This is a genomic window from Pseudarthrobacter siccitolerans (assembly GCF_001046895.1).
GTDB classification, from domain to species: domain Bacteria; phylum Actinomycetota; class Actinomycetes; order Actinomycetales; family Micrococcaceae; genus Arthrobacter; species Arthrobacter siccitolerans.
On sequence record NZ_CAQI01000049.1, the window covers coordinates 1 to 23,777 of the forward strand.

General features: G+C 64.6%; 20 protein-coding genes. 6 read left to right on the top strand and 14 right to left on the bottom strand.

Translation table 11 applies throughout. The features are described from left to right. Positions 1-1,494, bottom strand: a 1,494-nt coding sequence (locus ARTSIC4J27_RS15905; RefSeq protein ID WP_050056185.1) for a purine-cytosine permease family protein, incomplete at its 3' end; no start/stop codon positions are given. Between the two features lie 173 nt (positions 1,495-1,667). Here ARTSIC4J27_RS15905 and ARTSIC4J27_RS15910 point away from each other — a divergent pair. The 3 genes from ARTSIC4J27_RS15910 to ARTSIC4J27_RS15920 all read left to right on the top strand — a co-directional run bounded on the left by ARTSIC4J27_RS15910 (position 1,668) and on the right by ARTSIC4J27_RS15920 (position 3,308). Continuing rightward, positions 1,668-2,096 carry a pyridoxamine 5'-phosphate oxidase family protein gene (locus tag ARTSIC4J27_RS15910; protein WP_050056186.1) on the top strand — a complete coding sequence of 143 codons (429 nt, stop codon included), beginning with the start codon at positions 1,668-1,670 and terminating at the stop codon, positions 2,094-2,096. A 23-nt stretch (positions 2,097-2,119) separates the two neighbouring features. After that, positions 2,120-2,569, top strand: a complete 450-nt coding sequence (locus tag ARTSIC4J27_RS15915; RefSeq protein WP_050056187.1) for a very short patch repair endonuclease — start codon at positions 2,120-2,122, stop codon at positions 2,567-2,569. Between the two features lie 328 nt (positions 2,570-2,897). After that, positions 2,898-3,308 carry an Hpt domain-containing protein gene (locus ARTSIC4J27_RS15920; protein ID WP_050056188.1) on the top strand — a complete coding sequence of 137 codons (411 nt, stop codon included), beginning with the start codon at positions 2,898-2,900 and terminating at the stop codon, positions 3,306-3,308. On the opposite strand, the gene ARTSIC4J27_RS15925 is transcribed toward ARTSIC4J27_RS15920, so the two are convergent. Next, entirely contained in the window at positions 3,281-4,048 is a 768-nt protein-coding gene (locus ARTSIC4J27_RS15925; RefSeq protein ID WP_200900844.1) for a response regulator transcription factor, read from the bottom strand. The genes ARTSIC4J27_RS15920 and ARTSIC4J27_RS15925 overlap by 28 nt on opposite strands. Positions 4,049-4,144: 96 nt before the next feature. On the opposite strand from ARTSIC4J27_RS15925, the gene ARTSIC4J27_RS15930 reads away from it, so the two are divergent. Then, complete coding sequence (locus tag ARTSIC4J27_RS15930) at positions 4,145-5,800, top strand: sensor histidine kinase (RefSeq protein ID WP_050056190.1); 1,656 nt, start codon at positions 4,145-4,147, stop codon at positions 5,798-5,800. Positions 5,801-5,865: 65 nt separating this feature from the next. Here the strand turns inward: ARTSIC4J27_RS15930 and ARTSIC4J27_RS15935 are convergent, their stop codons facing one another. The 10 genes from ARTSIC4J27_RS15935 to speB all read right to left on the bottom strand — a co-directional run bounded on the left by ARTSIC4J27_RS15935 (position 5,866) and on the right by speB (position 19,721). Continuing rightward, a complete protein-coding gene (locus ARTSIC4J27_RS15935; RefSeq protein ID WP_235436728.1) occupies positions 5,866-7,098 on the bottom strand; it encodes an McrC family protein in 1,233 nt (410 codons plus the stop codon). Continuing rightward, complete coding sequence (locus ARTSIC4J27_RS15940; protein WP_050056191.1) at positions 7,085-9,316, bottom strand: McrB family protein; 2,232 nt, start codon at positions 9,314-9,316, stop codon at positions 7,085-7,087. Before ARTSIC4J27_RS15940 ends, ARTSIC4J27_RS15935 begins: the two co-directional genes overlap by 14 nt. 69 nt (positions 9,317-9,385) lie before the next feature. Beyond that, positions 9,386-9,619, bottom strand: coding sequence for a PLDc N-terminal domain-containing protein (locus ARTSIC4J27_RS15945; RefSeq protein ID WP_050056192.1), 234 nt, complete (start codon positions 9,617-9,619; stop codon positions 9,386-9,388). Positions 9,620-9,709: 90 nt separating this feature from the next. Beyond that, positions 9,710-10,126 (bottom strand): acyl-CoA thioesterase, encoded by a 417-nt coding sequence (locus ARTSIC4J27_RS15950; protein ID WP_050056280.1) that lies wholly within the window; start codon positions 10,124-10,126, stop codon positions 9,710-9,712. Positions 10,127-10,209: 83 nt separating this feature from the next. Next, entirely contained in the window at positions 10,210-12,282 is a 2,073-nt protein-coding gene (locus tag ARTSIC4J27_RS15955) for an ABC transporter ATP-binding protein (protein ID WP_152683901.1), read from the bottom strand. Then, on the bottom strand, positions 12,279-14,012 hold the full coding sequence (locus ARTSIC4J27_RS15960) for an ABC transporter ATP-binding protein (RefSeq protein WP_050056193.1): 1,734 nt from the start codon (positions 14,010-14,012) through the stop codon (positions 12,279-12,281). Before ARTSIC4J27_RS15960 ends, ARTSIC4J27_RS15955 begins: the two co-directional genes overlap by 4 nt. A gap of 189 nt (positions 14,013-14,201) precedes the next feature. Next, positions 14,202-16,298: an MDR family MFS transporter gene (locus ARTSIC4J27_RS15965; protein WP_083435510.1), complete on the bottom strand. Its 2,097-nt coding sequence runs from the start codon at positions 16,296-16,298 to the stop codon at positions 14,202-14,204. Further along, positions 16,291-16,788, bottom strand: a complete 498-nt coding sequence (locus ARTSIC4J27_RS15970; RefSeq protein ID WP_050056194.1) for a MarR family winged helix-turn-helix transcriptional regulator — start codon at positions 16,786-16,788, stop codon at positions 16,291-16,293. The genes ARTSIC4J27_RS15965 and ARTSIC4J27_RS15970 overlap by 8 nt, the downstream gene beginning before the upstream one ends. Positions 16,789-16,961: 173 nt before the next feature. Continuing rightward, positions 16,962-18,653, bottom strand: a complete 1,692-nt coding sequence (locus ARTSIC4J27_RS15975; RefSeq protein ID WP_050056195.1) for a thiamine pyrophosphate-binding protein — start codon at positions 18,651-18,653, stop codon at positions 16,962-16,964. Positions 18,654-18,656: 3 nt separating this feature from the next. Continuing rightward, positions 18,657-19,721, bottom strand: a complete 1,065-nt coding sequence (speB, locus tag ARTSIC4J27_RS15980; RefSeq protein ID WP_050056196.1) for an agmatinase — start codon at positions 19,719-19,721, stop codon at positions 18,657-18,659. Positions 19,722-20,012: 291 nt separating this feature from the next. Here speB and ARTSIC4J27_RS15985 point away from each other — a divergent pair, with 291 nt between their 5' ends. Next, positions 20,013-20,840 carry a type IV toxin-antitoxin system AbiEi family antitoxin domain-containing protein gene (locus ARTSIC4J27_RS15985; RefSeq protein WP_050056197.1) on the top strand — a complete coding sequence of 276 codons (828 nt, stop codon included), beginning with the start codon at positions 20,013-20,015 and terminating at the stop codon, positions 20,838-20,840. Positions 20,841-20,970: 130 nt separating this feature from the next. On the opposite strand, the gene ARTSIC4J27_RS15990 is transcribed toward ARTSIC4J27_RS15985, so the two are convergent. After that, positions 20,971-21,546 (bottom strand): helix-turn-helix domain-containing protein, encoded by a 576-nt coding sequence (locus ARTSIC4J27_RS15990; RefSeq protein ID WP_050056198.1) that lies wholly within the window; start codon positions 21,544-21,546, stop codon positions 20,971-20,973. Positions 21,547-21,817: 271 nt separating this feature from the next. Between ARTSIC4J27_RS15990 and ARTSIC4J27_RS15995 the strand changes: the two genes are divergently transcribed. Then, on the top strand, positions 21,818-23,338 hold the full coding sequence (locus ARTSIC4J27_RS15995) for a sodium:solute symporter (RefSeq protein WP_050056199.1): 1,521 nt from the start codon (positions 21,818-21,820) through the stop codon (positions 23,336-23,338). Positions 23,339-23,415: 77 nt separating this feature from the next. Here ARTSIC4J27_RS15995 and ARTSIC4J27_RS16000 read toward each other — a convergent pair whose 3' ends face one another. Further along, positions 23,416-23,640, bottom strand: a complete 225-nt coding sequence (locus tag ARTSIC4J27_RS16000; protein ID WP_050056200.1) for a hypothetical protein — start codon at positions 23,638-23,640, stop codon at positions 23,416-23,418. Between the last annotated feature and the right edge of the window lie 137 nt (positions 23,641-23,777).

A 23,777-nucleotide genomic window follows, 5' to 3' on the forward strand; every position in this document is an offset into this window, starting at 1 on the left:
ATACCGACCCTTCGTCAGAAGAGCCAGCACCGGCGGAAGAACCAGGGCCAGGCCCACCGCGAAGATCGGCGAATACGGCTGGATCCCGGAACCAAAAGCCCCAAAGAACACGGCGATCGAGATCCCTGCGGAAACCAGCATTGACACGAAGCCCACCGGATTCACCGCATACAGCATTCCGCGGCGGAACTCGGGCACCTTGGGTGAGATCTTCAGGAGGTATTTGTTGATGGCGATATCGGACGCCACGGTGACAACCCACGCCATGGCGCAGTTGGCGTAAAAGCCAAGGATGGTGTTGAGGAAGTCGAACATGTTGGCTTCCATCAACACGAGCGCAATCAGCAGGTTCACCACCACAAAAACCATCCGGCCCGGGTACGTCTTGGTGATCCGGGTAAACGAGTTGGTCCAGGCCAAGGAACCCGAATAGGCGTTGGTGACGTTGATCTTGATCTGCGAAATGACCACCAGCACCACGGCCAGCGTCATGGCCAGCCACGCCGGCATCATCTCCCGATAAACGCCCAGGAACTGGTGCACCGGCTCATTCGCGGTGGCAGACGCGGCGGGGTCCAGGGACGCAATCAGGTAGATGGCAATGAACAACCCGACGATCTGCTTCAGTGCCCCAAAAATCACCCAGCCCGGCCCGGCCAGAATCACGGCCCGCCACCATGCGCCTCTATTGGCGTCGGTGCGCGGCGGCATGAACCGGAGGTAGTCGATCTGCTCGGCAATCTGCGCCATCAAAGACAGGCAGACGCCCGCGGCGAGCATCACGGAGGCAAGGTTCGGCCCGCCGTCGCCCGATTCGCCCGTGTACGCAAAGAAGCTGTTGATGCTCTCCGGGTGCGAAATTAACAGATAACCGACCGGCACCACCATCAGGAGCAGCCATAGCGGCGTGGTCCACACCTGCAGCTTGGCCAGGGTGTTCATTCCGTAAATCACCAGCGGAATGATGATGACCGTAGACGCCGCATACCCCAGCCACTGCGGAACGCCCAGTCCCACCTCGAGCCCCTGCGCCATGATGGAACCTTCCAGCGCGAAGAAGATGAAGGTGAAGGTCGCAAAAATAACGTTCGTAACCACTGACCCGTAGTAGCCAAAGCCGGAGCCTCGCGTGATCAGGTCCAGATCGATGTTGTACCGGGCCGCGTAATAGGCCAGCGGGAATCCCGTGGCGAAGATGATCACGGCGGCCACCAGGATGCCGAAGATGGCGTTCACGGTGCCGTAGGCGATGCCAATGTTCGCGCCGATGGAGAAGTCCGCCAGGTAGGCGATGCCACCCAAAGCACTCGTGGCCACAACTCCCGCGCTCCACTTCCGGTAGGAGCGCGGTGCGAACCGGAGCGTGTAGTCCTCCAGGCTTTCCTTCGTGGCATTCAGCGCAGCGGTATTACCCGCTGCAGAATGGCCGACGACGGCGGCAGGGGCCTGCGCCGCCGGCTCCAGTAGTTTCGTGGTTTCCGTGTCATTACTCATCTAGGTGCGTCGCTTTCGTTGCAGGATTTGCCTGCTGTGACGCTATCCAGCCCGCGCGACAGTTCCGTCACGACATTGTTTCCAGCCTGTTAATCCCCCACCGAACTTGTCAATAATGACCAGGGAGCCAATCACCCCTAGCGCATTTCTACGCAACGTAGAACAATAGTGCCATGATGTTTGAACACCCTGATGAAAACCCTGTCCTGGAACTCAATGACGAACAGTCCTGGCGCCTGCTGGAAGAGACAAGGCATGGGCGGCTCGTTGTCTCCGTGGCCGGCGAACCGGATATTTTCCCCGTCAACTACGTCAGCTCCAAGGACAAGCTGTACTTGAGGACAGCGCCCGGTAACAAACTCGCCCAGCTGGCCATCAACTCAGCAGTGCTCTTCGAAGCTGACGGGATCCTCTCCGATGAGGCATGGTCAGTGGTTCTTCGAGGTAAGGCCAGGATTCTGAACACCTCCGCCGAGCTGGCGGAGGTGGAAGAACTGGGGCTCACATCATGGGTGCCAACTCTGAAGGACTTCTACGTCGAGATCGAGCCGATGTCCATCAGCGGACGCCATTTCCAGCTCGGGGAGCAGCCGGAGCGCTGAACCCAGGATCCTAGACTGGAAGCATGGCGGACAAGCTCACCCCGGAGCGGCGCAGCTGGAACATGTCCCGGATCCGGGGAAAACACACCAAGCCTGAACTGCTGGTGCGCCGGCTCCTCCACGCCAAGGGATACCGGTACCGCCTGCACGGGCAGGCAGGCGGAACCCGGCTGCCGGGCAACCCGGACCTGGTGTTCGCCGGCAGGCGGAAGGTCATCTTTGTCAACGGATGCTTCTGGCACTTCCATGACTGCCGCGTGGGGCAACACGCGCCGAAGGCGAATGCCCAGTTTTGGGCCGCCAAGCGGGAACGCACTAAGGAGCGCGACGCCGGACAGCGCCGCCAGCTGGAGGATGCCGGCTGGGAAGTGCTCACTGTCTGGGAATGCGAGCTGAAGAATAATTCAGCCCTGGAATCCCAGCTGGTGCGGTTCCTGGAAACCACCAGCCAACCCCACGGCACCAGTCCGTAGAAACCGCGATCTTGAGGCAATCTTTGGGTTTTGTCCCAGCCGTTCTTGATGCGGTTCGAGAAGGATGGATGAGTTGTCCCGGTAAGGGCTAAAAACCTGTGCTTCCGGAACAATAACACCACCGCGCGAAGGGAAATTGGGCCTGCTGTCAGACAGAAATTTCCGGGCTCAAGTAGTAGGCACAGAAACCCGCAGACCCGTCAAGAAACCCACAATTCTCCCCGTAAACCATCAAACGCAAAAGGAACACGCCTAATCTGAAGCAGAAGAAATTCCCCCGATGACCGCACCGTTTCCGAGTTGGAAAACGCCAGCCGAAAGGACCGCAATGACGCCGTCTGATGATGCCGGCAGGCCGCTCGTGGACCAATCAGTCCTGAACCGTCTTCGTGAGGAACTTGAGGAGGATGAGGGCTACTGCGGGGTTTTCGTGGGGAACTTCATCGACTATCTCCCGGACCGGATCGGGCGGCTGTGGCGGGCTTTGACCACCGGGGACCTGGATGGGTCAGTGGACGCGGTCCTGAGTTTGAAGACCTCAAGCCAGATGGTCGGTGCCGAGCGGCTGGCAGGCCTGGCCATGGCGCTGGAAGGTGAAATCCGCACCGAGGCATACGACGCCGACGTCGCCGTCATTCTGCCCAGGCTCGCGGCGTCCTTCCTGCACCCCATAGACCAGTGCAGCCGCCAGACGATGCACCGGCTGCAGGCTCAGTGTTCCCCGGGAGCCAGCCGGTAGCCGACGCCGCGCACAGTCTGGAGCCACCGCGGCTTCTGCGGCGAGTCACCCAGCTTCTTGCGCAGGTTGCCCATATGGACCTCGACGGACCGTTCGTCCGCCTCGCTGATGTAGCCCCCGACGTCGTAATCCTCGTCGCGCAACCGCCGTACCAGGTCCGCTTTGGTCCGGACCGTCCGGCCGGCTTCCAGGAGCGCGTGGAGGAGTTCGAACTCCGTGCGCGTCAGGTTCATTTCCGTGCCGTCCACCGTCACCGTACGGGACGCGTAGCTCAGTTCCAGCCCATTGTGGCTGTAGTTTCCCCGCTCGGGATGTGCGGCGGCGTCGGCTGAGGCCTCCACCCCCGCCGCTTCCGCAGACTCAGGGACAGACCGGGGACGGCGCATCATCGCTGCAATGCGCGCGCGGAGCTCGCGGGGCCGGAAGGGCTTGGTGAGGTAATCGTCCGCGCCGGACTCGAGCCCGATCAGAGTATCCAGTTCCTCGGTGCGGGCCGTGAGCATAACGATGTACGCGTCAGAGAACTCCCGGATTTGCCGGGACACCTCGAAGCCATCGATGTCCGGCAGGCCAAGATCGAGGGTAATAACGTCAGGATTCAAGGTCTTCGCGGTCAGGACGCCTTCGGCGCCGCTGCTTGCTACCGTGACATCAAAGCCCGCCTGGGTCAGGACCGTACGGACCAGTTCCCGAATGTCGTGGTCATCCTCGATGACCAGTCCCACTCGTGCATCACTCATAGCGCCCCCTCAGCAGCCGACGTCAGAAGTATATAGCTGGCTGCGGATATCCTGCTGCTATGGCTCTGCACACCCTGCCCCATAACTTACCGCGTAATGACTGACCCCATCGCCTGGTCCACGGGGAAGCTTAGGTTCTTCCGGCGCCCCTTCCATGAGTACACCCTGACCGAGCGCGTGGCATTGAGCCAGATGCCGCTGTTCGTCACCACCTTGTTGACAGCTTTCCTCATCTGGGCGTTCTTCCCGGCGACCATGGGCAACCCGTTGTTCGTTGCCTTCCTGGTGTCCCAGATCGCCATTATGGCGCTGTGCTACCTGGTCCCCTGGGACCGGGTGCCGTACACGAGCTTCCTGGTTATTCCGCTGCTGGACTTCGTTTCCATTGCACTGGGCCGGGAGGGCGGGCAGGAAAGCCTGATCGGCATCAGCCTGCTGGCTGTCTTCCCGGTGATCTGGTTGTGCGCCTCCGGCTACTACCCCCGGGCCGCGTTGTGGTTGTCCTTCCTCGCGCCCCTGGCAATCATCTGGGTCCCCTTGCTGGTCAGGGGCCAGCTCACCGGACAGGACCTGGCCAGGTCCCTGCTCCTGCCAGTGATGATGCTCGGCATCGGCGTTTCCGTGAGTGTCCTCACGCTCAGCATGATGCGGCAGCAGCGTGAGCTGGAGGAAAAGGATGCCCAGCTGCAGGCCAACCTGCGCACCAGCCAGCGCCAGGAATCACTGCTTAATACCGTCCTTGACACGGTCCACCTGGGCGTCCTCGCCGTGGACGCCGACGGGCATGACGTACTGATGAACCGGAAGCAGCGGACCAACCACGAACTGGCCCGGCCCAAGGATATTGCGGACCCGAACGAGTCCCAGCTCCTGGTCTTCGGTCCGGACCGGAAGACCCTTGTTCCGGTGGAGGACCGCCCGGTCCGCCGGGCTGTGCTGGGCGAAACCTTTACCGACTACCTCGTCTGGCTGGGCTCCGGGAGCGAACAGCGCGCTTTTGTCACCACCGCCCGCGCCATGAAGGACGCGGACGGGAAATTCTCCGGTTCCGTGATCGCGTTCAGCGACGTGACCGACCTCGTCAACGCACTGACCGCCAAGGACGACTTCGTCTCCAGCGTCTCGCACGAATTCCGCACGCCGCTGACGTCGATCCTGGGGTACGTGGAGATCCTGCTGGGGGACGAGCCCGAGGAATCGCAGCGGTACATGCTGGAAATCGTCCGCAGGAACTCGGAGCGGCTGCTGACGTTGGTGTCTGATCTTTTGTCCAGCCGCAACGGCCAGCTGATCGTTACCCCGCACGCGGTGGACGTGGCGGAGCTTGTCCGCACCAGTGTTTCGTCGGCAATGCCGAAGGCTGACGCATCCGGTGTGGTGCTGTCTGCGGAGACTCCGGACCGGCTGGAAGCGCACGTGGATGGAGCACGCATCTCCCAGGTCCTGGACAACCTGGTGTCCAACGCCATCAAATACTCCCCCGACGGCGGGAACGTGCTGGTTTCGCTGGATCAGGAGGACGGCCACTTGGCCTGCCGGGTCAGCGATACCGGGATGGGTATGAGCGCGGAGGACGCGTCAGAGGTTTTCGCCAAGTTCTTCCGCACGAGCAACGTCCGCAGGACCGCCATCCCCGGAGTCGGCCTGGGCCTGCCCATCAGCAAGGCCATCGTCGAAGCCCATGGCGGCACCATCGAAGTGGAAAGCGCGCTCGGCGAAGGCACCACGTTTACGTTCCGGGTTCCCGTGTAGTCCCCACCCGCACCCTAACCTCGCAAGCTCGGTCAGGTAACCCTGCGGGCGTGGGCCCACCCAAGCTACAGGGTTGCCTGCCGGACTATTTCGCCCCAGGACTGCCGGGCGAGTTCCTGGATGGCGGCGAGGATTTCCGACGGCGGCCGGGACAGGTCGAGCGGGAACTCGACAATGTCGATATCCGTATTCAGGATGCGCCGCAGTTTGACCTCGCCCGCACCGGCGTAGACCAGCCAGGCCGTGGGCACCGCCAGCGCGGTGCAGTGCGCCAGCATCTGGTAATGGTCGGCGGTCAGGGAGGCTCCAAGGTCCGAGGCGGCCTTGTACTTGGTGTTGTACACCACCACGGGCCGTCCGCCCAGCAGGTGCACGGCGTCCGGCCGCACGGACAGCCGGTCCGCGTCCCGCACGGCCTCGCTCAGGAGCGCGTTGTACTGGAGCCGGAGCTCCCCCGTGTATGCCGCCATCGCTTCGCGAAGCGCCTTGCCCACGAAGTCCTCAAACACCTGCGCCATGTCCACCACGAAAGACGCGGTCTGCTGCTTGCCGTCACCGGCTTCTGCAGAGGCGTTCCGCAGGATGAGCTCCGCCAGGCGGAGGACTGCGTGGTAGCGGACATTCATCCGGGTGGCCGTCCACGGCGGCAGCGGGGCGCCGGCTGGAAGGCGGGTGACGGCGTCGAGCTTTCCCTTGAGCTGGCGCAGCCGGCTCAGCACGTCGGGGCGGACCCTTGGCACCTGGCCCATACGTTCCAGTGCCGCCCGCAGGATCCGGTTCTCGGCGATGTCCTCGCTGAACTCGTCGTAAGACACCTCGAGGGGCACCAGCATGCCGGGCCGGCGGGAGATCTGGTCCGAGATCCGGATGCGGCCCTTGACAGTGCGCAGTGACTCGTCCACCGTGCGGTAGCCCTGCAGCACACCGCGCCCCAGTGCCCGCTCAGCCAGCTGGACCAGGGATTCAGCCAGGGCGCTCCACAGTTCCCGTTCCTCCACGGCGGCCACAGAGTCAGGGCGGAAACCCTGCTCGCCCGCGTAGCTGAGCAGGAACAGGAGCCGGCTGAGCCCCAGCCGGTCCTTGGGCCTGACGTCCAGCTGCACTGTGGGGGTCCGCACCGAACCCACCTTGCCCACGGGCTCGATCCGGTAGAGGCCCATGCCCATGGGTGACGCTTTGGCCAAGCCGCTGGAGTTCAGGAAGGAAGCACTGGCCGGATCCAGCCGTTCCACGATGCCCCGGGACAGTTCGTCCAGCACCAGATGCCGGACGGAAGCGCGTGGGTCAGCGGCCCGCAAGGCGTTCCAGCAGCCGGTCCAGCCCGAACCGCTCCTCGAGCTGCGCCCGGGTCAGCTGGCCGTGGTAGTGCTCCTCAAGCAGGGGCATCAGCTCGTATTTCCAGATCCGCCGCAGCCCGGCGGGGGTCTGGGCGGCCGGTTTCATGAAATAGGACGGGCCGATCATCAAGTCCCGGTCCCACTCGTCGATCGCCCCGTTCAGGGCATCCAGCAGCAGCGCCGGGGTGGTATCCAGCTGGCGGGCTTCAAGGAACCGCAGCAGGGAGCCCTTCACCGGTTCGGTCTGCGGGTGCAGTTCAATGAACGCAAACCGGCGCCGGATGGCCGCATCCATCATGGCAATGGAGCGGTCTGCGGTGTTCATGGTGCCGATGATGTACAGGTTGTCCGGCAGCGTAAACGGCTCGTTGGGGCTGTACTGCAGGTAGATCCGGTCATCGCGGTACTCCAGCAGGAAGTACAGCTCGCCGAACACCTTGGCGAGGTTGGCGCGGTTCATCTCGTCGATGATCAGGAAGTACGGCTTTTTCTCGTTGCCGGGCTTGGCCGCCTCCTCCGCAAGCCGGCGCAGGGGCCCGGCGACGAGCTTGAAGGACACCTGGCCCTCGTCCGTTTTGTCCGGCCGGTAGCCCTCGAAAAAGTCCTCGTAGGCATACGACGGGTGGAACTGGACCAGTTTGACCCGCTCGTCCGTGGTGTCGTCCGCGAGCTCGGCCGCGAGGTGCTTGGCCAGGTACGTCTTGCCGGTGCCGGGCGGGCCGTACAGGACCAGCTGCCGGTTCTCCTCCAGCAGCTCCGCAATCTCCTGAAGCGGCTCGAGTTCCATGTGCAGCGAGTCGGCGAACTCGCGGGTCAGCGGGCGGAAGCCTTCCTGGACGGGAGGGACGACGGCGGTTGCTTCAGCGTCGCCGTCGGGCTCGTTTTCCGCTTCGGCGGGCAGCAGGCCCTGCAGGGCCTGGACCACGCGGGTCACGTCGACGACGATGCCCGGGGTGGCCAGCTGCCGCTGGACGTGCCGGGGCAGGCTGGTGGTGGTGTGGCCTTCGTCGAACCAGCGGACTTTGCGGCGCAGCCGCCGGTTGTCCTCGTTGTGTTCGGGCTCGCCGAGGACCCCGCCCAGGCGTACGGTCCCGGCGTGCTGGTAGAGCACCAGGTCCCCGGGTTTCATCACGGTCAGGAAGGCAAAAACAGCGGTTTTGGTGTCCTCGCGTTCCACGTAGCCCAGGTGCTTGTAGTCCTCGTCCACGGCGTGCTGGACCACCCCTGCGGTGACGCCGGGGCCCAGCAGGCGGAGATGTTCGACGTCGAGCGTCACCTTCTCCTCGCTCCGCCACGCCGTGAGCAGCTCGGTGTTGTCGCTGTGCGTGCGGAGCAGCCACGCGCGCCTGCCGGGGTCGCCCACCTTGCGCCACTGGCTGACCAGCTGCCGGGCGTACCAGTCGATGCGCTGGCCGGCCTGCTCATCCAGGTGGCGGCGGATGCGGTGGATGTCCGCGGTGATGTCTTCCTCGGTGTCACCCTTGGCTCCGCCCACCAGCGAGGCAAAGGCGTCGCGGATTTCCTGGCGCTCCACGTCCGCCACCACGGGTTCGAAGTAGCTGGGCCAGGTGAGGAACTCGATGCTGCGGCGGATGGCCGGCTGGTCCCCCCGTGTAGCCGCCGCGAGCCGGTGGAACTCCAGCGGGTCCTGCAGGGCGGCAGCGATGTCCGCGGTGGGCTGCTGGTCCACGTGCTGCACAAACCGGCACAGCCATTTCAGGTGGTCCCAGATGGTCCAGTTGAATTCGGCCGTGCGGTCCCGGATCACACCGTGGTCCGTCAGCCCCTCGTAGAGCTGCTCCGGCAGCTCCAGCGGAGGCTCCAGCCAGGAGGCGGCCTCGGCCACGCGCGCACGCTTGACCTTCAGGGACTTCACCTCATGTGCCAGGGGCAGCGACTGCAGGAACAGCAGTTCGACGGCGAGCTGCTTCGCTTGCCGGGATGCGCCGTCGAGGTTCTGCCGAAGGTTGGTCATCATGGGCGCCTTGGGGTCCGGCGTGCCCAGCTCCAGCCTGTCCAGCAGCTCCGCCGCGGCCTCCGACGTCCAGGTCATGGTGCGTCCGTCCAGGGCGGACGGCTTGCCGAGGAGTCCGGGGCCAAGGACGAACCACGCCGCATCCTCAATTTCCTTCGAGATACCGAGGGCACGGGTGATGGCAGTCGTGGAGGCGGGGGTCATGGATTCAAATTTACAGGGTGAAGCTGGACGGGCGCTCAGAGTGGACTGGCGCCCGTCCGGTTTCAGGTACTACATCCCTGGTGTTGGCCGCTTCCGGCCGAAGGTGAAGTAGCCCACCGGGCCAATGAAATTAATGAACGAGGCCGCGCGCCAGGCAGCCTTGGGTCCGTTGATCTGCGACGCCGGGCGCTTTGAGATGTCCCGCTGGGCGGCCACGAGCAGGGACACCTGCGCAATGGCGACCAGTATGGTGCCGGCCTTCGCGGACGGGGACATTTCCTTCCAGGTCTTCTTCTTAGCCATGATCTGCTCCTTGGTGGGGGTTATTAGTTTCTGATGGTGTGCTTTGCCGCGCAATCTTTTCTGCAGATGCCAGCCTCATGGGCCTCCCGGTCACGCCGTGAACGGTGCCATCCGTTCCTTCTGTTCGGGCGTGAGGCGCTGCACCCGCCCGGTGGCTTCATCCACAAACGCCAGGTGGCTGCTGGCTTTCACGCAGTCCTCCCCCGTGACGGGGTCTTGGAGAAGGTAGTGGATATCGAAACTGGCGCCCTTGACCGCGCCGATCCACACCTGCACCACAGCCGGAATGTTCCGGTACTCCAGCGTTCGGACATAGCGGATCTTGTGGTCCACCACCAGCGCCATGGTGCCCTCGGGGACGTCGTTGAACAGGGAGACGCGCGGTTCCACGCCGGGCAGGCCTGCTCCCCGGGGCGGTCCGAACGCCGCGATCCGGGCTTCCTCCAGCATCCGCACAATCTGGACGTTGTTGATGTGCCCGTAAGCGTCCATGTCGCCCCAGCGCATGGGTATCAGCACCTCGATACGGTTGGCTTCCTGCACCCTGTCCGCCTGCATAGTTTCCTCCTGCACGGGGGCCTCCTGCGCGCTCAGCTGTGCACCGCCGTCGAGTCATCCACCGTGGCTTCCCCGGCGTCCGCGCCGGCGAACTGGGACATGTAGAGCCGGTAGTAGGCGCCCTGGGCGGCAAGGAGGACCTTGTGGTTGCCCTGTTCCACGATCCTGCCGTTTTCCATCACCAGGATGGTGTCGGCGTCGCGGATGGTGGAGAGCCGGTGCGCGATGACAAAGCTGGTGCGGTCCGTGCGCAGCGCTGCCATGGCCTTTTGCACCAGCAGTTCGGTACGGGTGTCGACGGAGCTGGTGGCTTCGTCAAGGATCAGCAGCGACGGGTTGGCCACGAACGCGCGGGCGATGGTGATGAGCTGCTTTTCGCCGGCGCTGACGTTGTTGCCTTCCTCGTCGATGACGGTGTCGTAGCCCTCGGGCAGGGCACGGACGAAACGGTCCACGAACGTGGCCTTGGCTGCGGCCATGACCTGCTCTTCGGTGGCGTCAAGGTTGCCATACCGGATGTTGTCGTAGATGGAGCCGCCGAACAGCCAGGCGTCCTGCAGCACCATGCCCACCTTGGAGCGGAGTTCGGACCGGCTGAGGTGGGTGATGTCCACCCCGTCCAGGGTGATGGACCCGGAGTTGAGCTCGTAGAAGCGCATCACCAGATTCACCAGGGTGGTCTTGCCCGCGCCGGTGGGTCCGACGATGGCCACCGTGTTTCCCGGTTCGGCCGTGAAGGACAGGTTCTCGATCAGCTTCTTGTCCTCGGTGTAGCTGAACGTGACGTTCTTGAAGTCCACGTGCCCGTCGGTCTTGGGCGGAAGGTGCTCGGTAGCCGTCTCGGCGTCCTGTTCGTCGGCGTCGAGGAACTCGAACACGCGCTCGGAGGACGCAACACCTGACTGGAGCATGTTCGCCATGCCGGCCATCTGGCCCAGCGGCTGGGTGAACTCACGCGAGTACTGGATGAACGCCGTCGCGTCTCCCAGTGACATGGAGCCCGAAGCGACCCGGAGGCCGCCCACCACGGCGATCCCGACGTAGCTGAGGTAGGACACAAACTGCATCACCGGGAAGATGATGCCGGAGACGAACTGGGCCCCGAAGCTGGCCTTGTAGAGGGCTTCGTTACGTTCCTCGAACCGTTCCAGCATGTCGGCGTCCCGGCCGAAGACCCGCACGAGGTCGTGCCCGGAGAAGGATTCCTCGATCTGCCCGTTAAGTGAGCCGGTGTTCTTCCACTGGGCAGCGAACAGCTTCTGGCTGCGCACGCCGATCATGCCGGCCGCCACGCCCGAGAGGGGCAGGGCCACCAGCGCGATGAGGGCCAACTGCCAGGAAACGATGAACATCATGACCACGATGCCCAACACCGTCAGGACGGAGTTGATCAGCTGCGCGAAAGCCTGCTGGAGTGCCTGCTGGATGTTGTCGACGTCGTTGGTCACCCGGGACAGGACGTCGCCGCGCTGGCGGGTGTCGAAGTAATTCAGCGGCAGCCGGTTGAGCTTCTTCTCGGTATCGTCGCGAAGCCGGCGGATCACCTTCATCACGATGCGGTTCAGCACGTAGCCCTGCAGCCACAGGAAGATGTTGGCCACGAAATACATCAGCAGCACGACGGCGATGAGCGTGGTGAGCTTGTCGAAGTTGATGCCGGTGCCGGGCACCAGCTCCATCCGGGACACCATGTCCGCGAAGTTGTCCTGGCCCTGCTGGCGCAGCCCGTCCACGAACTGTTCCTTGCTGGCCCCGGCGGGGAGCTGTTTGCCCACCACTCCGGAGAAGATGACGTCCATGGCCTGGCCCAGGATCTTGGGGGCGATCACGTTCAGGACCACGGCGACCACCACCATGGCCACCACCACGTAGATGCCCAGTGCCTCGGGCTTCAGCAGCCCCATCAGCCGCTTGGCTGAGGGCCAGAAGTGCTCAGCCTTCTTGGCGGGCATGCCGCCGAACATGTCGCCGTCAGCTTCGGAGGGCTTGTACTCCTCCTCGACGAAGTCGTCGTCCTCCAACACTTCTGCCGTTGCTCCGGCATTGAGCTGCTCTTCGGCAGCGGTGCCTTTCACCCCGGTGGAGTCCTTTTTGCGGGCGCTCATGCCATTTCCTCCACGCTCAACTGGGATTCAACAATTTCCTGGTAGGTGGGTGAGGTTTCCAGGAGTTCCTCGTGTGTTCCACGGTCCACGATCCGGCCGTTGTCCAGGACCAGGATCTGGTCCGCTTCGGTAATCGTGGAAATCCGCTGGGCCACGATGATGACGGTGGCGTCCGCGGTGGTGCGTTTGAGCGCGGTACGGAGGCGCGCATCGGTGGCGACGTCCAGCGCTGAGAAGGAGTCGTCAAAGAGGTAGACCCGGGGCGTGGTGACCAGGGCCCGGGCAATGCAAAGGCGCTGCCGTTGCCCGCCGGAGACGTTGGTGCCGCCCTGGGAGATGCGGGAGTCCAGTCCGTTCTTCTTCTCCCGGACAAAGTCGGCGCCCTGCGCCACCTCGAGGGCGTCCCAGAGTTCCTGGTCCGCGGCCTCGGTCTTGCCGAAGCGCAGGTTGTGCTCGATAGTGCCGGAGAAGAGGTAGGGCCGCTGCGGGACCAGCGCCACCCGTTTGGTGATTTCGGCACGGTCGAGCCTGCTGACGGGAACGCCGTCCAGCAGCACCTCGCCCTCAACGGTGTCGTAAAGGCGCGGCAGGAGCGAGAGCAGGGACGTTTTTCCCGCACCGGTGGAGCCGATGATGGCGATGGTCTGCCCGGGGCGGGCGGTGAAGCTGACGTTGCTCAGTACCGGCGCTTCGGCGCCCGGGTAGGCAAACGTGACATTCCGGTATTCGACGACGCCGGTGAGGGACGCGGGCGCCTCCGGCCGCTCGGGATCATGGATGGAGGGTTCGACGTCGAGCACCTCGCCAATGCGGTCCGCACACACGGAGGCGCGCGGAATCATCATGGCCATAAAGGTGCCCATCATAACGGCCACCAGGATCTGGAGCAGGTACTGCAGGAACGCCGTCAGGGCGCCCACCTGCATCTCGCCGGAGTCCACGCGTTGGCCGCCGAACCACAGCACTGCGGCGGTGGACAGGTGCAGGATCATCCCGATGGCCGGGAACATCAGGACAAAGAGGGAGCCGATCTTCAGCGAGACGTCGGTCAGCTCCTTATTGGCCTCGCCGAACCGCCCGGTTTCGTAAGGTTCGCGGACGAACGCGCGCACCACCCGGATACCGATGATCTGTTCGCGCAGCACGGCGTTGATGCGGTCGATCTTTTTCTGCATGGACCGGAACAGCGGCATCAGCCGGACCACCAGGTAACCCACCACCACGACCAGGACGGGCACTGAGACCCAGACGAGCCAGGACAGGTTGATGTCCTCGCGCAATGCCATGATGATGCCGCCGATGCACATGATGGGGGTGGCCACCATGAAGTTCAGCGCCATGAGCATCAGCATCTGCACCTGCTGGACGTCGTTGGTGCCGCGGGTGATCAAGGTGGGCGCACCAAAGGCGTTGACGTCCTTGGCCGAGAAACTGGTGACCTTGCGGAATACGGCCCGCCTCAGGTCCCGGCCCAGCGCCATTGCCGTTTTGGAACCGAAGTAGACACCGGCGATGGCCGTACCCACCTGGACGAACGCCACCAGAAGCATCACGGCACCTGTGCGCCAGATGAAGTCGGTGTCGCCGCGGGACACCCCTTCGTCAATGATCTGGGCGTTCAGGCTGGGAAGGTAAAGGGCGGCAATGGTGGAGGCCAGCTGGAAGAAGATGACAGCCAAAATGTACGGCGCATACGGTTTTGAGTAGCGCCGGATGAGGGTGAGGAGCATGAACCCAACTCTAGTGTTGGCCACCGACAACGCGCCGCCGGGGAAGCAGATTTTCCGTGGAATTGATTAATTCTGATCCGGGCACCACAAAGCCGCCGCCGGATACCGGTAGATTCCGGTGCCCGGCGGCGGCTTGGTGAGGTGCTGACTTCTGCAGGTTCAGTCCGCGAGCGTCCAGTCCTGGACCGTTCAGTCCTGCGATGCAGCGGCGCTGTGCCTGCCGTGGCTGGCGATGTAGAGCGCGGCGGCAGCCTGCGACTTCCGTTCCTTGAGGAGCCTGCGTTTCAGCCGGCTCAGCTCAGCCGCGGTCACGGTCTGCTGGGCCGCCACCTCGCGCTGTGAGCGCAGTTGTTCCTGGATGTCCAGCACCAGCTTCCCCAGCTCCACCTGTTGCCGGGCCAGCAGGTGCTGGGTGTCCTGGAGCTTCTGGAACGTCTCCGCGGCCTGGCCTGCTTCGAAGTTGAGGGCAAAGGCTTCCTCAAACTCGTCTGCGGTGAGCACGGCGGAACCGGCACCCGGCACTGCGGAGGTGCCGCCGTCGTACGCCTTGCTGCCGGCGCTGCCCGTCCTCGCCGAGCCGCTGCCGGCTACCGGGCCGGCAGCCCTGCCGGACACGGCGGCCGATATCCGGGGCAACTGTCCGGTCATGGCGGTCATGCCGGCCTCACCTGCGGCATTGGCTTGCAGAGTGGGTTCAGGAGTGATGTCCACGGTCCGGCGCAACGGCTTTTCCTTGATGAACAGGACGGCAAGCAGGGCAACGATGCTGACCGCGGCGGAGATCATAAAGATTCCCGCAGTGGCGTCACCGTAGGCGGCGCGCAAGACGTCGGCTACCGGCGCCGGGAGGTCCTTCAGGTCCAGGGTGGCTCCGTTGTTGCCAGAGGCCTGGATGCCCAGCTTAGTGAGCCCGTCCGTGGCCAGGTCCTCGACGTGGTTGGCCATCATGGCGCCGAGGACGGAGACGCCGATGGCGCCGCCAACCGAGCGGAAGAAGGCAACAGAGGCGCTGGCGGAGCCAATGTCCGAAGCCTTCACGGTGTTCTGCACGGCCAGGACCAGGTTCTGCATCAGCATGCCCAGGCCGACGCCGAAGATTGCGGTGTAGAGGCCGGTGAGCCAAAGCTCGGTGGCGTGGTCCATGGTCCCGGCGAGGGCCAGGCCCGCGATCAGCAGGACGGTGCCGCCGATCAGGAAGCGCTTCCACTTGCCGTAGCGGCTGATGAGCTGGCCGGATACTACTGAACCGACCAGGTTGCCGGCGATCATGGGGAGCGTCAGCAGGCCGGCTTCTGTGGGCGTTGCGCCGCGGGCCACCTGGTAGTACTGGCCCAGGAAGGTGGAGGACCCGAACATGGCCACACCGACGGCCACGGACGCGACGATGGACAGGGCCGTGGTGCGCTCCGAAATGATCTTCAGCGGGATGATCGGCTGGGAAACCTTGGATTCAACCAGCACGAGAAGGGCGAGCAGGAGGACGCCGCCGCCCACCATCAGCGCGGACTGCCAGGACCACCAGTCGTAGTAGTCGGCCTTGCCTGCGAAGGAGACCCAGACCAGGAGCAGGCTCACGCCGCTGGTCAGCAGCATGGCGCCGAGCCAGTCGATCTTGGCCGGCCGCTTGATGTGCGGAACTTTCAGGGTCACCTGGAGCAGGATCAGGGCCACGACAGCGAGCGGGACGCAGACGAAGAAGGTCCAGCGCCAGCCCAGCGGGCTGTCCACGATGAAGCCGCCCAGCAGCGGGCCGCCGGCAGTGCCGACAGCCATGACCGCACCCATGTAGCCGGAGTACTTTCCGCGTTCGCGCGGCGGGATGATGGAACCGATGATCGCCTGGGCCAGGGCAGTCAGGCCACCCATGGCGATGCCCTGGATCACGCGGGCGGTGAGCAGGAACGGGATGTTCTCGGAGAAACCGGCCATGACGGAGCCTGCAACAAAGATCACGATGCTCAGCTGGACCAGGAGCTTTTTGTCGAAGAGGTCGGCAAGCTTGCCCCAGATGGGTGTGGTGGCCGCGTTGGCCAGCAGGGCCGCGGTGATCACCCAGGCGAAGTCCGTCTGCGTGCCCTTGAGCTCGGACATGATGGTGGGCAGCGCATTGGCCACGATGGTGCTGCTGAGGATCGCGGTAAAGAAGGCAGCCAACAGGCCGGTGAGAGCCTCCATGATCTGCCGGTGGTTCATGGGGGCACCGGGCTCGTGGCGCTTGGACTGCCGCGATTCCTGCTTCCCGGTCCGGGCGTGCTCGTGCTGGGCGGTGGCGGTGGCGTTAGCCATTAAGTGACTCCTCCAAGGTTTTCTGTTCGCTGGTGGTGCCGGCCGCCGTTGCCCGGACTGATTTCTTGAGTGATTCCGTGAGCCTGCGGAGGGATCTCGCCGTGTCCCCGGCGTCCTCCTCGCTCCAGTCGCGCAGGTAGTCCTGCAGGACCGTGGTGCGCTGTTCCTCGATGTGGCGGAGCTTCTCGGCTCCCAACGGTGTGAGGGCAACCAGCTGGGCCCGGCCGTCGTGGGGGTCCTGCCTGCGGACCACCAGGCCGTGCTCCTCAAGGTCCGCGATGTGGCGGCTGAGGACGGGAGCGCTGACGCCCAGCCGCTCGGCCAGGCGGGTGGCACGGGTTTCCCCCTCCCCCACGAACCGCAGGACCCCTTGAAGGGCTACACCCGTCTCCTGCCCGCGGACATTGGCGGTAGCGATCCACCGCACTGCGCGCTGGAGATCGAAGATCTGGTAGACCAGATCCGCTGCCGTATCCGGTGCTACTGCCATTGCTTCAGGCTCCTTACTTGTTTGCCTAAAGCAACTATATCTTAACTTGGTTGCTTTGGGAAACTAAAGGAGCCTTGAAGGGGGAATGCAGAAGGTCCCGGTTCCACATGGGAGCCGGGACCTTCTTGGGGTTATCCAGTAAGCGCAAGCGTTTGATCAGTCTGGGCGGGGCCTCAGTCTGGCAGGTGCGTCGGGGCGAACATCTTCAGCAGCGTTTCCACCACGACGACGTTGGGCCCGTCCGCGGCAAATCCCGCCTTGAGCGCCTCCCCCACATCCTCAGGCGCCACTTTCGTGGCCGGCACACCGAAGGCTTCGGCGAGCTTAACGAAATCCGGGCGTGCCAGTTCGGTGGCGGTGGCCTTGCCGAAGGCTCCCACCATGTATTCGCGCAGGATGCCGTAGCCGCCGTCGTCCACGATGAGCCAGGTGACCGGAACGTTGTGCTGCTTGGCAGTGGCAAGTTCGGAGATGGAGTACATCGACGAGCCATCGCCGGAGACCGCGAGGACCCGGCCAGGCTTGCCCACCGTCTCCAGGCCCACCGCTCCACCGATCGCTGCCGGAAAACCGTAGCCCAGGCCGCCGGCGCCTTGGGCCGAGTGGAACTGGCCCTCGCGGGCGTCCCAGCAGCTCCAGCCCCAGTACGCGGAGATGGTCATGTCCCAGAAGGTCTGCATGTCGGCCGGGACTGCTTCGCGGATGTCTGCCATGAACTTCAGTTCCTTGGCCAGGTCCTGTGATTCCAGCCGGGCCCGGACCTTGGCCAGTGATTCCTGCACCAGGTCCTCCGGGGATGTCCCGTGCCAACCGGGCCTGGCCCGGCCGGCCTCAAGCGCTTCGTCGAGGGCTGCCAGGGCCTGCCCGGCATCCGCGCGGATGCCCAAACCGGGGCGGTTGGATTCGAGGACCCGGGGTTCGGCGTCGATCTGGATGATCCGGCCGCGCGGCTCGAACGTAAAGTAGTTGGAGGTGACCTCGCCCAGGGACGAGCCGATAACCACCAGGACGTCCGCGTCCTCGAGCAGATCGGTCATGTGGCGGTCCTCGATCCAGGACTGCAGCGACAGCTCATGGTTCCAGGGGAACGCACCGTTGCCGCCCGGGGTGCAGATGACCGGGGCGCGGAGTTTCTCCGCGATGGAGAGCAGGGACTTCTCCGCCCGGCCGCGGCGGGTGCCGCCTCCGGCGATGATGGCCGGACGTTCCGCCGCCTGCAGCCATTTGACCGCCTCGCGGACCAGCTCCACGCGCGGCGGGTTGTCCGCCGCTTCCGCGAGCGCGTCCTCCACCGGTGGAACCATAATCGGATCGAGCAGGACGTTCTGCGGAATTTCGATCCACACCGGTCCCTGGGGCGAGGAGATCGCCTCGGTCCAGGCGTCCTGGATGGCCGATGGGATGCCGGACGCGTGCTGGATCAGCCGCTGGCTCTTGGTCACGTTCGCCGCGGACGCCTTCTGATCATCAAGCTGGTGCAGCATGCCCTTGCGCCGCGCGCCCAGCCCCTCGAGCGGGATCTGGCTGGCCACCACCACCATGGGCACGCCGGTGGCGTAGGCCTCCTGCAGGCCGGCCAGGGACGTCAGCGCGCCGGGACCGGTGGAGAGGAAGAGGACTCCCACCTCGCCGGTGGCCCGCGAATAGCCGTCCGCCGCGAACGCAGAGTTGTTCTCCACCCGGGAGGACACAAACTGCAGGTTACCGCGGCCCATCGCGTCAAACAGCCCCAGGGCGTGCTGCCCGGGAATGCCGAAGACGGTCTTCGCACCCAGTGCCTCGAGGGTTTCGACGACGAGATCCCCGCCGTTGCGTTGTCCCGTGCCTTTAGTCGGGGCCGCAGTCCCCGGATCGAAATCGATCATCGGCTACTCCTTGCCCGCGGCAGCGAAGCCTGCAGGGCGTCGCGCTTCCTGGCCGAGGGCTTGCGCCGCGTAGCCCGTTTCCGCTCCGAAGCGGTCGCCGGGTACTGCGTTGTCCGCCATGAGGGTCACCAGTTCGTAGGCGACGTGGCTTGCCGCGACGCCGGTGATTTCAGCGTGGTCGTAGGCGGGGGCCACCTCCACCACGTCGGCGCCCACCAGGTTCATGCCGCGGAAGCCCCGGATGATTTCCAGCAGTTCGCGGCTGGTGATGCCGCCGGCTTCCGGGGTGCCGGTGCCGGGAGCGTGGGCAGGATCCAGGACGTCGATGTCCACGGAGATGTAGAGGGGACGGTTGCCAATCCGGTCGCGGACCTTGGCCACCGTTTCCAGGACGCCCTGGTAGTAGACGTCCGCGGAGGTGACGATGCCGAACCCGAAGCGGTGGTCGTCGTCGAGATCCTTTTTGCCGTACAGCGGGCCGCGGGTGCCGATGTGGCTGATGGCTTCGGTGTCCAGGATGCCTTCCTCGACGGCGCGGCGGAACGGGGTGCCATGCGTGTACTCGGCGCCGAAGTAGGTATCCCAGGTGTCCAGGTGCGCATCGAAGTGGAGCATGGCGATGGGTCCACCCGCACGCTCCGCGGCGGCCCGGAGCAGGGGCAGGGCAATGGTGTGGTCACCGCCAAGGGTCACCAGTTTGCTGCCGGCGGCCGTGAGGTCCAGGGCATTCTGCTGGATGGTTTCGATGGCTTCGTTGATGTTAAACGGGTTGACGGCCATGTCCCCTGCGTCGGCCACCTGGACGTTCTCGAACGGGCTGACGTCCCAGGCAGGGTTGTAGGGGCGCAGCAGCCGGCTGGCTTCGCGGACGTGGTTGGCGCCGAAGCGGGCGCCCGGGCGGTAGGAGACGCCCGAATCGAAGGGCACGCCCACCACCGTGACGTCGGCTTTCGCCACCTGGTCGAGGCGCGGAAGGCGGGCATACGTGGCAGCACCGGCGTAACGGGGAATACGGGATGAATCGATGGGGCCAAGGTTGCCGTTGGCTTCGATGCGCAGCTCTTCCAATGGAGGCCTCTCCTTCGAGGAGTTGAGGGACTGATGTGACTGCCATCATACACCTTGGTTTTCTAATGCGCATCAATTGTTTACTCAACGTGCTGAGGCCCGATGCGCCTTCCTGCCCAGTTACCTCTGCAAGAGCACTCGGACCGTGCAGGAGCCCCGCCATCGCCAGCGTTCAACGCAGCGCGCCCGCCAAGCAACCGGGCGGGACCGCACACACTTCAACCCCTGGACTTACCCACATACATCTGCCCACCGGTTCCCCTGCCGCAGGCGCGAGCATCAGATAGGGGTATGGAAATTCTCGACTACCTGAAGCGGGCTGGCGGAGTGGCCCGCTCAGCACAACTTCTGGACGCCGGATTTTCACGCCGGGACCTGCTGCGGCTCAAAGAGTCCGGCGTCACCCAGCCCAGGCGCGGAGTTTTTGCCCTGCCGGACTGCGACCAGTCCCTCCGCGCCGCGATCCGGCATAACGGCCGGCTCAGCTGCGCCAGTGCAGCCGCGCACTACGGACTTTGGCTCCGACAACCGCCCGAACGGCTTCATTTGGCCTGCAACCACGGCCACGGCAACGGATTCGTCCGGCACCGCACCGTCAGATTCCAAGGGCATCCACTCATGCCGATCGCGGCGGTCGAAGATGTAGCCCTGCATGCGCTCGGCTGCCTCACACCCCCGGCATCCATCGCGATGGCGACATCCGCGATCCGCCTGCATGGTGTGCCCAGGGAACTACTGGCAGACCAGCTGCGGGCAGACCGTTCCGGAACAGCACTCCGGGCACTTCGGGAAATCGATATGCGGGCCGAATCCATTGTCGAAGTCGATGCCCAGCACCTCTTTCGAACGAACGGGATTGCCTACGAGGCACAGGTGTCTATCCCGGGCATCGGCAGGGTGGATTTCCTCCTGGACGGCTTCCTCATTGTCGAGATCGACGGCTTCGCCTTCCACTCACAAAGAGCTGACATGCTCCGGGACAGGGACCGGAACAATGCGTCAACAGTGAAAGGCTTTGCCGTCCTGCGCTACATGCCCGAACACATCTGGTTCAACCCAGACCGGGTGGCAGCAGAAATCAGGGCGGTTTTGGCGGACCGCAGGCAGCCGACCCGCTGAGGAGCGTGCGGTCCGGCCCAGTTACTCCACGTCAAGCAACCCCGGGTCCGGCGGATTGCGCTGGCGCGGGCGGCAGGATCAGCGCGCCCCCGGAAGTAACCGGGCAGGAACGCACATCCCCGAAGGGAAGCTACCGGCTTGCCGCGGGAACCAGTACCCAGAGAACCTCGACCGGCTTATCCGTCGGGTTGACCCAGGTATGCGGCTCGCGGCCGGGGAAGGTCACGGTGTCCCCGGTGTTCAGGTCATACTGCTCATTGGTGAGGATCAGCCGGATACTGCCCTTGATCACGTGCAGCACGTCAACGTCGCAGTCCACCGCGTAGAGCTCGGACTCGCCACGGCCGTGCGGCTCGATGCAGGCCTGGATGATCTGGATCCGCCGCTCCGAACGCGCCGTGAGGAGCCGCTCCACGATCCCCTGGCCACCAAGCGAGATCCGCGGCCCGTCATTGCGCTTGGTGAGGTGGGTCTCCGGCGCGGCAAACAGGTCGCCGATGGAAATCGACAGGACCTGGCAGAGCGTCACGAGGGAGGCTACGGAGGGGGACGTCAGATCCCGTTCCACCCGGCTGAGGAACCCTTTGGTGAGCCCGGTGGCGTCGGCAACCTGCTCGATAGTGAGCCGCTGGGACTGCCGCGCCGCCCGGATCCTGGACCCGATGGCAACGGGCACGTTGCTTGGCTCGACTGGCAGTGCCTTCATCTGCGTACCTTTCATGGCCGGCAGTCCGGCCCCGACTCTGGAGCAATACTAATGGCCAGCCGCTTCTGTGACGCCTCCATGGCGCGCGTGGCTCCGGGCACCAGTTTCCCCTTGACTGTTACCACGGTCACAGCCTACTCTTTGGAAAACATCTGTTGCCTATCGGGCAATAATCGAGAATCCACTCTCACCCCCCGCCCCAGTGCAGCGGCTTCCGTAATTCCCCCTTCCGGAGGCCACCCCGGCTGCCCACAGCTCCAAGGAGTCCAACGTGGACGCACGTGTCATCAACATCGCCATTGTGGTGGTGTACCTACTCGCAATGCTTGCCTTCGGCTGGTGGGGCAAGTCCCGCACCAGGAACAACAGCGACTTCCTGGTGGCCGGCCGCCGCCTCGGCCCCTTCCTCTACACAGGCACCATGGCCGCCGTCGTCCTCGGCGGAGCCTCCACCGTTGGCGGCGTCGGCCTCGGCTACAAGTTCGGCATCTCCGGCATGTGGCTGGTGGTGGCCATCGGCGCCGGTGTGCTGCTGCTGAGCCTGCTCTTCGCCGGAACCATCCAAAAGCTGAAGATCTACACCGTCTCGCAGATGCTCACCCTGCGGTACGGCAGCAGGGCCACGGAGGCCTCGGGGATCGTGATGCTCGCGTACACCCTGATGCTGTGCGCCACGTCCACCGGCGCCTACGCCACCATCTTTGTGGTGCTGTTCGGGTGGGACCGGGCCCTCGCCATCGCAGTGGGCGGCGCGATCGTGCTGGTGTACTCAACCATCGGCGGCATGTGGTCCATCACCCTGGCGGACCAGGTGCAGTTCGTCATCAAGACCGTGGGCATCTTCTTCCTGATGCTCCCCTTCACCCTGAGCGCTGCGGGCGGCATCGACGGCATCCGCAGCCGCGTGGATGAGAGCTTCTTCCAGATCGACGGCATCGGCCTGCAGACCATCATCACCTACTTCGTGGTGTACACCTTGGGCCTGCTCATCGGCCAGGACATCTGGCAGCGGGTCTTCACGGCCAAGACCCCGGGCGTGGCACGCTGGGGCGGCGCGACTGCAGGAATCTACTGCATCCTTTACGGTGTTGCCGGCGCCCTGATCGGCATGGCTGCCAGCGTTGCCCTGTCCGATATCGAGATTGCCGCCAAGGACGATGTGTACGCCGAAGTGGCCCAGAACCTGCTGCCCCTGGGCATCGGCGGACTGGTGCTCGCGGCAGCCGTGGCCGCGATGATGTCCACTGCATCCGGCGCCCTGATCGCCGCTGCAACCGTGGCACGCGCCGACGTCCTGCCGTTCGTGGCCAGCTGGTTCGGCAAGGACATCAACACCGAGGACAGCGACAACCCCGAGCACGACGTCAAAGCCAACCGCATCTGGGTCCTGGTCCTGGGCACCGTCGCAATCGTCATCGCCATCATCACCAAGGACGTGGTCGCCGCCCTGACCATCGCGTACGACATCCTGGTGGGCGGCCTCCTCGTCGCCATCCTTGGCGGCCTGGTGTGGAAGCGCGGGACAGGCGCGGCTGCCGCGGCTTCCATGGCCGTGGGCTCCGTGGTGACGCTGGGCACCATGATCATCCTGGAAATCAACGCCAAAGCACCCCTGGACGGCATCTACGCCAACGAGCCCATCTACTACGGCCTGCTGGCCTCGGCCGCGGTGTACGTAGCCGTGTCCCTGCTGACAAAGCCCACCGATCCCCATGTCATGCGGAATTGGCAGCGCCGCGTCGCGGGACAGGCTTCCGAAGAGGCACCGGAAGCAGTCCCCACGGCGCAGTAGCGCCAGCTTTAAGGACACGCACGACGGCGGCACCTCCTTTCGCTTTCCAGCGAAGGAAGGTGCCGCCGTCGTCTGTTCTATTCAGGTTCGCGGACCTCGTCATCATCGAGCGGGACCACCCGGTCCTCGGCGTCTATGACGACAGGAGGTGCCTGGACCACGGGTTCCTCCGCGTCCAGGAATTCATCCTCGGTGTCCCAGTCTTCGTCGGCGACCGGGGCATCCTCGGCGTAGTCGTAAGCAGGATCGGCCTCGACGGAATCCAGGTGGGGCATGTCCGGGTGCTGTCCGGTGGTGTTCATTGTGCAACCTCCGTTTGTTCGTACCTGACGTGCTCTTTTTGGCGGGTGCCGGCGGGCGCCACACTTTCATCACAGCACCGCCAGGTGCCACGGTCAAGGGTGCGTTGTCAGCCGCACGGGCAGCCAAAACAACCGCG

Excerpts from the sequence above, each read along its gene's own strand:
- ARTSIC4J27_RS15940 (WP_050056191.1), bottom strand. The coding sequence starts at position 9,316 with ATGACCCCCGCCTCCACGACTGCCATCACCCGTGCCCTCGGTATCTCG.
- ARTSIC4J27_RS15955 (WP_152683901.1), bottom strand. The coding sequence starts at position 12,282 with ATGAGCGCCCGCAAAAAGGACTCCACCGGGGTGAAAGGCACCGCTGCC.
- ARTSIC4J27_RS15925 (WP_200900844.1), bottom strand. The coding sequence starts at position 4,048 with ATGAGTGATGCACGAGTGGGACTGGTCATCGAGGATGACCACGACATT.
- ARTSIC4J27_RS15960 (WP_050056193.1), bottom strand. The coding sequence starts at position 14,012 with ATGCTCCTCACCCTCATCCGGCGCTACTCAAAACCGTATGCGCCGTAC.
- ARTSIC4J27_RS15990 (WP_050056198.1), bottom strand. The coding sequence starts at position 21,546 with ATGAAGGCACTGCCAGTCGAGCCAAGCAACGTGCCCGTTGCCATCGGG.
- ARTSIC4J27_RS15950 (WP_050056280.1), bottom strand. The coding sequence starts at position 10,126 with ATGCGCTGGGGCGACATGGACGCTTACGGGCACATCAACAACGTCCAG.
- ARTSIC4J27_RS15945 (WP_050056192.1), bottom strand. The coding sequence starts at position 9,619 with ATGGCTAAGAAGAAGACCTGGAAGGAAATGTCCCCGTCCGCGAAGGCC.
- ARTSIC4J27_RS15930 (WP_050056190.1), top strand. The coding sequence starts at position 4,145 with ATGACTGACCCCATCGCCTGGTCCACGGGGAAGCTTAGGTTCTTCCGG.
- ARTSIC4J27_RS15915 (WP_050056187.1), top strand. The coding sequence starts at position 2,120 with ATGGCGGACAAGCTCACCCCGGAGCGGCGCAGCTGGAACATGTCCCGG.
- ARTSIC4J27_RS15985 (WP_050056197.1), top strand. The coding sequence starts at position 20,013 with ATGGAAATTCTCGACTACCTGAAGCGGGCTGGCGGAGTGGCCCGCTCA.
- ARTSIC4J27_RS15910 (WP_050056186.1), top strand. The coding sequence starts at position 1,668 with ATGATGTTTGAACACCCTGATGAAAACCCTGTCCTGGAACTCAATGAC.
- ARTSIC4J27_RS15970 (WP_050056194.1), bottom strand. The coding sequence starts at position 16,788 with ATGGCAGTAGCACCGGATACGGCAGCGGATCTGGTCTACCAGATCTTC.
- ARTSIC4J27_RS15965 (WP_083435510.1), bottom strand. The coding sequence starts at position 16,298 with ATGGCTAACGCCACCGCCACCGCCCAGCACGAGCACGCCCGGACCGGG.
- ARTSIC4J27_RS15920 (WP_050056188.1), top strand. The coding sequence starts at position 2,898 with ATGACGCCGTCTGATGATGCCGGCAGGCCGCTCGTGGACCAATCAGTC.
- ARTSIC4J27_RS15975 (WP_050056195.1), bottom strand. The coding sequence starts at position 18,653 with ATGATCGATTTCGATCCGGGGACTGCGGCCCCGACTAAAGGCACGGGA.
- ARTSIC4J27_RS16000 (WP_050056200.1), bottom strand. The coding sequence starts at position 23,640 with ATGAACACCACCGGACAGCACCCGGACATGCCCCACCTGGATTCCGTC.